6 protein-coding genes and 2 pseudogenes are annotated in these 6,184 nt (G+C 62.0%); 5 read left to right on the top strand and 3 right to left on the bottom strand.

Going from position 1 to position 6,184, the window contains the following annotated elements; all coding sequences use genetic code 11:
• Both SD70_RS40410 and SD70_RS40405 read right to left on the bottom strand, forming a co-directional pair.
• Positions 1 to 217 (bottom strand): annotated as a pseudogene (locus SD70_RS40410) (LysR family transcriptional regulator); the annotation flags it as partial.
• Positions 218 to 329: 112 nt separating this feature from the next.
• Positions 330 to 659, bottom strand: a pseudogene (locus SD70_RS40405) (LysR family transcriptional regulator); the annotation flags it as partial.
• A gap of 127 nt (positions 660 to 786) precedes the next feature.
• Between SD70_RS40405 and SD70_RS40400 the strand changes: the two are divergent.
• The 4 genes from SD70_RS40400 to SD70_RS16695 all read left to right on the top strand — a co-directional run bounded on the left by SD70_RS40400 (position 787) and on the right by SD70_RS16695 (position 3,359).
• Positions 787 to 1,446 (top strand): HPP family protein, encoded by a 660-nt coding sequence (locus tag SD70_RS40400; protein WP_394297978.1) that lies wholly within the window; start codon positions 787 to 789, stop codon positions 1,444 to 1,446.
• Positions 1,447 to 1,538: 92 nt separating this feature from the next.
• Positions 1,539 to 1,985 carry a cupredoxin domain-containing protein gene (locus SD70_RS16705; RefSeq protein ID WP_041048676.1) on the top strand — a complete coding sequence of 149 codons (447 nt, stop codon included), beginning with the start codon at positions 1,539 to 1,541 and terminating at the stop codon, positions 1,983 to 1,985.
• Positions 1,986 to 2,350: 365 nt separating this feature from the next.
• Positions 2,351 to 2,668 carry a hypothetical protein gene (locus SD70_RS16700; protein WP_041048661.1) on the top strand — a complete coding sequence of 106 codons (318 nt, stop codon included), beginning with the start codon at positions 2,351 to 2,353 and terminating at the stop codon, positions 2,666 to 2,668.
• A 139-nt stretch (positions 2,669 to 2,807) separates the two neighbouring features.
• Positions 2,808 to 3,359, top strand: a complete 552-nt coding sequence (locus SD70_RS16695) for an MOSC domain-containing protein (protein WP_041048675.1) — start codon at positions 2,808 to 2,810, stop codon at positions 3,357 to 3,359.
• A gap of 9 nt (positions 3,360 to 3,368) precedes the next feature.
• On the opposite strand, the gene SD70_RS16690 is transcribed toward SD70_RS16695, so the two are convergent.
• Complete coding sequence (locus SD70_RS16690; protein ID WP_041048660.1) at positions 3,369 to 4,286, bottom strand: ArsR/SmtB family transcription factor; 918 nt, start codon at positions 4,284 to 4,286, stop codon at positions 3,369 to 3,371.
• 108 nt (positions 4,287 to 4,394) lie between these two features.
• On the opposite strand from SD70_RS16690, the gene SD70_RS16685 reads away from it, so the two are divergent.
• A complete protein-coding gene (locus SD70_RS16685) occupies positions 4,395 to 6,152 on the top strand; it encodes a glycoside hydrolase family 2 protein (protein WP_041048659.1) in 1,758 nt (585 codons plus the stop codon).
• The last annotated feature ends 32 nt before the right edge of the window (positions 6,153 to 6,184 follow it).

Raw genomic sequence — 6,184 nt, 5'->3', positions numbered from 1 at the left:
GGTGCGCCGTTCGGTCTGCGCGAAGCCGCGCAGCTGCTGCTCGGCGCAGCGTCTGGAACAGGCAGCGTCCGCCGAAGCCGATGACGCGCTCGGTCCGGAGCGCGTCCCAGCCGGCTTCGCGCCAGCGCTGCGCGAGCAGCGGCGAAGCGACCCAGACGAGCCGCTCCTCCAGAAGCGGCGTGAAAGCGAGCTCGCCGCGGCCCGGGTCGGCCGGCACGAAACCGAGCTCTGCCCGGCCAGATGCGACGGCATCGGCGTTCCTGCAGGAAGCCGCCTTCGAGCTGGAGCCGGATGCCCGGGTAGCGCCGGGCAAAACGGTTCAGCACCGGCGTCATGTGCGCGGTGCAAAAAGCTTCCAGCGCCTGCAGCCTGACTGTGCCGCGCGGCTCGTCCAGCGCCGCCATAGAGCTCGTCAGCGCTTCGCCGAGCTGGACGAAGCGCCGGGCGAAGCCGGCCGCTTCCAGTCCGGCTGCCGTCGGCTCAACGCCGCGCGGCAGCCGGTCAAACAGCCTCTTGCCAAACACCTCCTCAAGCTGCCGAATATGCGCTGTCACCGTCGACTGCACATAGCCGAGCCGCTCTGCGGCGCGGCTGAAGCTTTTCTCCTCCAAAACCGCAAGGAACGTCAGCAGACATCTTCCCTCCAGCAGCTCAAGCATCGAGCCAACACCTCTTCTTTCAATGTAGATATCGAATTTTCGAATTGATTTTATTTAATATATTCATTTATCAAATACCATATCCTCATGGTACCATAAGCCCTAAACGTAAGGAAAGAAGGAGATCATGATGCCACATACTACTCGTCCGAATGCCGCCCCAACGAGGTTTACCGCAACCTCGACCTCTACCGTTTCCTCCAATACAATTCCGTCCTCTCCCGCGACGGCGACGCCATCGCCGGGGATCGCCTTTGTATCGGCCACCGCCCCTGCAGCTGCCACCTCACGCAAGGCGCCGCTGCTCAAGCTTCCAGCTGCGTTCCCCGCCGCGCTCCGCTCCGCGGCCGGCGGCTTCCTCGCCATTTTGCTGTGCGCCGCTCTCGGCTCGCTCGGCCACGTCGCCTTGCTGATGGCTCCCTTTGGCGCGACTTGCGTGCTTGCTTTCGCTTTGCCGGATAGCCCGCTCGCCCAGCCTCGCAACATCGTCGGCGGCCACGCGCTGTCGACGGCAATCGGCCTCGGAACGATGGCCGTTTGCGGCACTCACGCCTGGAGCATGGCGCTAGCTGTCGGACTAGCCATCGCCGCCATGCAGCTGACGCGCACCGTCCATCCGCCGGCCGGGGCCGATCCGCTGCTCGTCATGCTGAGCGGCGCCGGCTGGAGCTTCCTGCTCGCTCCCGTCGTTGCCGGTTCTGTGCTGATCGTCGCCATTGCATATTTATACCACCGCCTTGCCGCCGGCAGCTCCACACAACGGCGGTATCCACAGCGCTGGCGGTAAGGATGCCCGTCCCCCAGCGGGACAAATCCTTGGCATGTCCGGCCCGCCCCCCGCATACAAATGGTACAAACTCAGGAAGCGGGGGAATGGCGATGAACAAAGTGATGTTTATTCGGCGCGGCCAGATCGTGCTGGGAGCGATTTTGCTGTGCGCGATTGCCGTGACGGGCTTGTATTTGAAGCATTCCGAGAGCAAGGCGGCGAGCGCCGGGATGGGCGGCGAACGGACGATTCATTTGGTGACGGGCGAATTCAAGACGACGATGCCGGACGGCAAAGAGATGGAGGCGTACCGCTGGGACCCGGGCACAATCCCGGTCAAAAAGGGCGAGAAAATCAATCTCAGCATCCTCGGCGTCAACGGTGCTTCCCATAAGTTTTTCATCGAAGGTTTGAACGTTAAGGGCGAAGTGAAGAAAGGCAAAGAAACGGTCGTCTCGTTCACCGCGATGAAAGAAGGCACGTACCGCATCATCTGCACCGATCATCCGGATGCTGCCCATAACGGGCCGATGATCGGCTATATCGTCGTCGATTAATCCGCCGGTCTCACCGCATCGCAGGCCGCCCGCATCACGCACCGCAGGCCAAATCGCCTGCGCATCCGGCCGATGCCGCGCAGCGGCCTACACCACCGTATCGCAGGCCGCCCGCATCACGCACCGCAGGCCAAATCGCCTGCGCAACCGGCCGATGCCGCGCAGCGGCCTACACCACCATATCGCAGGCCGCCCGCCGCGCGTCCGGGCAGTACCGTCACACCGGCGGCACGTTTCCGTCCGCTGCACGTCTCGCAGCTCGCAACTTGGGCGCATAGCACCCGGCATCCGCCGTCGCCCATCCGCCTCCGCCCGCATACACTGAACCGTATGATGCCAAGGAGCGAGAGGAGTCGAGCGGACGGATGACGACAGGCAAACCCGCCGAGAAGCATACCAAGCAGCTTCCTACCGTGCGCGGCGTTCGGCGCGCCTGCGCCCGCGAGTTGTACCGAGCCGCCAAACGGCTGAAGGTGTACATTCCTCCGGAGCGGATGGCGGAAGCGGAAAAGCTGTACGTCGGCAAAGTGCTGCAAAACCTTTTGTACATCGCCGAGAACGGCAGCAACCGGAAAGCGCTCGCCGATTGGTGGGATGAGAACGTTAACGCCGAAGTCGCGGCGCTCTGGAACGTCGAGCCGGAGAAGCTGGCGCGAGCGTTCCGCGACGCGTTCGGAGGCTAATACGATAGCACGGCAAAAAGGGATGGAGGAAGCAGACGATCTTGCTTCTCCATCCCTTTTTTTGCGCTGGTGCAAATTGGCAAACGGACTTAAAATTATAATCAGCATTACCCAACAAACCATCGAGGCGGTGGATGCAATGGAACTTGCAATTGGAACAGTGGCGGCGGTAAGCCGCAGCGCCGCGCATACGTTCAGCAAAACGAACGAGGCCGGCATCCGGCTTCTCGCCGGGCTCGGCGTCGAGGGAGACGCGCACATGGGCGCCACGGTCAAGCATCGGTCGCGGGTAGCGCAGGATCCGACCCAGCCGAATTTACGCCAGGTGCACCTCATCCACGGGGAGCTGCACGATGAGCTGCAGGCTGCTGGTTTCTCCGTAACGGCGGGGCAAATGGGCGAAAATATTACGACGCGCGGCGTCGAGCTGCTGAAGCTGCCTGTCGGCACGAGGCTGCAGCTGGGCAGCGAGGCTGTGGTGGAAGTGACCGGCTTGCGCAATCCGTGCCCGCAGCTGGACCGTTTTCAACAAGGCTTGCTGGCGGCGGTGCTTGACCGCGACGAGCACGGCAATATTATCCGCAAAGCCGGCATTATGGGCATCGTCATTACCGGCGGCGACGTTCGGCCCGGCGATCCGATCCGCGTCTCGCTCCCTCCGCCGCCGCATCGGCCGCTTGAACGGGTGTGAACAGCCGCGCTACTTCACGAACGTCATTTTGATCGCTTGGCTGTAATTGCCGAACTGCTCGCCGAACAAGTTCAGGCCGCGGCAGTTCGGCGCATCCGGCTCCACCTCGAACCGCACCAGAATCGGACGGAGAAAATGCAGCTCGAGCTCGTCCAGTGTCGTATCCGCCGTCCGCTGCTTCCCGACGTAGCAGCCGTCCCCCTCGATTCTCCATTCGTACAAGTCCCCGTGCTGCGTACCGTACGCCCACCACGTCGGGGTCAGCTTGCCGCGCTCCTGTCCGTAATCCCCGCCCGGCGTCACTGTGCCGATCCGTTTGCCGTTCACGTACAGCGTAATGTCCGAAGGCCACTCTTCGTTAAAACCGATCGCCTCCGAGCACAGCTCGGCGCTGATGCGCAGCCCTTTGAGCGGCAGCTCCGGCGGCACCGGATTCGGAAAACGGTACTCGACGTAGCCCGCTCCGCTGAACCAGAGCAGCTCCGCCCCCGCACGCTCCGGTAAATAAAACGAGCGCGGGTCGTCGGGGCAGCCGATAATGCCGTCCATGCCGGCAAGTCCGCATGTCGGCTGCACCGAGCAGCTCGTGTACAAGCCGACCGGCATGACGATCTCCTCCAGCTCGTGGAGCGCATCGCCCGGCGCGTTCGGCAGCTCGAACCGGACGTCGTCGCAGGAGCGGCTGCACAGCTTCTCGCGATTCGCCCCCTGCGTCGTCGTCACCAGTCCCGCTTGCTCGAGAATTTGCATGTTGATCGAGACGGTCGGCTGCGCCACGCCCAGCCCCTCCGCCAGCTGCGAGACGCTCATCGTCCGGTCGCCGAGCGTCTCCAGAATGCGCAGGCGCAAATCGCCGGACAGCGCCTTCGCCACTTCCTGGATTTGGGCGGGCGGCACCCGCTTCGTTCGTTCCGTTCCTTGCGACAACGTGAGTACCCCCTAAACTTTTTTCGATGAAGCTAGTTTACAATGCGCAATCATCATTGTAAAATCACAATATATATTGCAATTACATAATACACTAGGAGTGATACGATGTCATTACCCCGTCCCGAGTACCCTCGTCCGCAGTTTGTCCGCAACGAATGGATCAATTTGAACGGCGAATGGGAGTTCGAATTTGACGACGCCCGCACCGGCGAACGCGAAGGCTGGCACCGCGGCGCGCCGCTCAGCCGGCGCATTACGGTACCGTTCTGCCCGCAGAGCAAGCTGAGCGGCATCGGCGAGACCGGCTTCCACGACGTCGTCTGGTACCGCAAGCAGGTCGATATCCCCGCCGAATTCCGGCAAGACAAGCGGGTGCTGCTGCATTTTGGCGCGGTCGATTACGATGCAACGGTGTGGGTGAACGGCACGCAGGCGGCACGCCACAGCGGCGGCCATACGCCGTTTTCAGCCGATATTACGCCTTTACTGGATGAGCATGGTCGTGCCGACATCGTCGTCAAAGCGGTCGACTATCATAAGGACATGACGCTGCCGCGCGGCAAGCAGTATTGGAAAGAGCATTCGGCCTCGATCTTCTACACCCGTACGACCGGCATCTGGCAGACGGTGTGGCTCGAAGCCGTGCCCGATATTCACCTCAGCCATGTCAAAATGACGCCCGACATCGACACGAACGAGATCGGCATCCGCGTGTTTGTCGCCGGCGAGCCGGCCGGCCGCGACGTGCTGCTGCATACGCTGGTCACCTATCAAGGCGAGACGGTAGCGGAAGAGACGCGCCGCATCGAGCATGAGGAAACCCGCTTCCGGATCGGGCTGCACGACTACAACGACCATAGCGAAGGGCGCTGGTGGTCGCCCGGCCGGCCGAATTTGTACGATGTCCGGTTCACGCTGCTGCAAGCCGGCACGGAGACGGACCGCGTCGAAAGCTATTTCGGCATGCGCAAAATTTCCATCGAAGACGGCCGCATCTGTCTCAACAACCGCCCGTATCCGCTCAAAATGGTGCTGGATCAAGGATATTTCCCGGACGGAGTGCTGACCGCACCGACGGACGACGCGCTGCGCCAGGACGTCGAGCTGACGAAGGCGATGGGCTTCAACGGCGCGCGCAAGCATCAAAAAATCGAAGACCCGCGCTATTTGTACTGGGCCGACCGGCTCGGGCTGCTCGTATGGGGCGAAATGGCGAACGCCTGCGCTTATTCGGAGCAATATGTGCGGCGCATGACGAGCGAATGGCAGGAAGCGGTCGAGCGCGACTACAACCATCCGAGCATCGTCGCCTGGGTGCCGATCAACGAAAGCTGGGGCGTGCCGAATATTCTCGTCGACGAGTTCCAGCAGCAGCACGCGCTCGCCATGTACCATCTGACCCGTTCGCTCGACGGCACACGGCCGGTCATTTCCAACGACGGCTGGGAGCATGTGAAATCGGACATTTGCACGATTCACGATTACGAAAGCCGGCGCGAAGTGCTGGCTGAGCGCTATGCCAGCGTCGAATCGGCGGTCGGCTCGCGCCCGGCCCGCCGCTGGATCCACGTGCCCGGCTTCCCGTACGAAGGCGCGCCCATCGTCGTCTCCGAATACGGCGGCATTTCGTTCAAGAAGAGCGATTGGGAAGGCTGGGGCTATTCGGCCGCGACGAACGAGGAAGATTTCCTCGAGCGCTACCGCGCCGTAACCGAACCGCTGATCGACTCGCCGCACGTCCAAGGTTTCTGCTATACTCAGCTTACGGACGTCGAACAGGAAATCAACGGTTTGCTCACTTACGACCGGAAACCGAAAGTGCCTCTTGAGCAAATCAAGGAAATTAACGACACCTTTAAGTGACGACGGCTGAATTGTGGGGAGGTACTCATCCA

This window comes from Gordoniibacillus kamchatkensis (assembly GCF_000829455.1).
GTDB classification, from domain to species: Bacteria; Bacillota; Bacilli; order Paenibacillales; family NBRC-103111; genus Gordoniibacillus; species Gordoniibacillus kamchatkensis.
This window is presented reverse-complemented; position numbering and strand designations above follow the sequence as displayed.

Bases quoted from the DNA above. Each gene is read 5' to 3' on its own strand.
- SD70_RS40400 (WP_394297978.1), top strand. From the start codon at position 787: ATGATGCCACATACTACTCGTCCGAATGCCGCCCCAACGAGGTTTACC.
- SD70_RS16705 (WP_041048676.1), top strand. From the start codon at position 1,539: ATGAACAAAGTGATGTTTATTCGGCGCGGCCAGATCGTGCTGGGAGCG.
- SD70_RS16700 (WP_041048661.1), top strand. From the start codon at position 2,351: ATGACGACAGGCAAACCCGCCGAGAAGCATACCAAGCAGCTTCCTACC.
- SD70_RS16695 (WP_041048675.1), top strand. From the start codon at position 2,808: ATGGAACTTGCAATTGGAACAGTGGCGGCGGTAAGCCGCAGCGCCGCG.
- SD70_RS16685 (WP_041048659.1), top strand. From the start codon at position 4,395: ATGTCATTACCCCGTCCCGAGTACCCTCGTCCGCAGTTTGTCCGCAAC.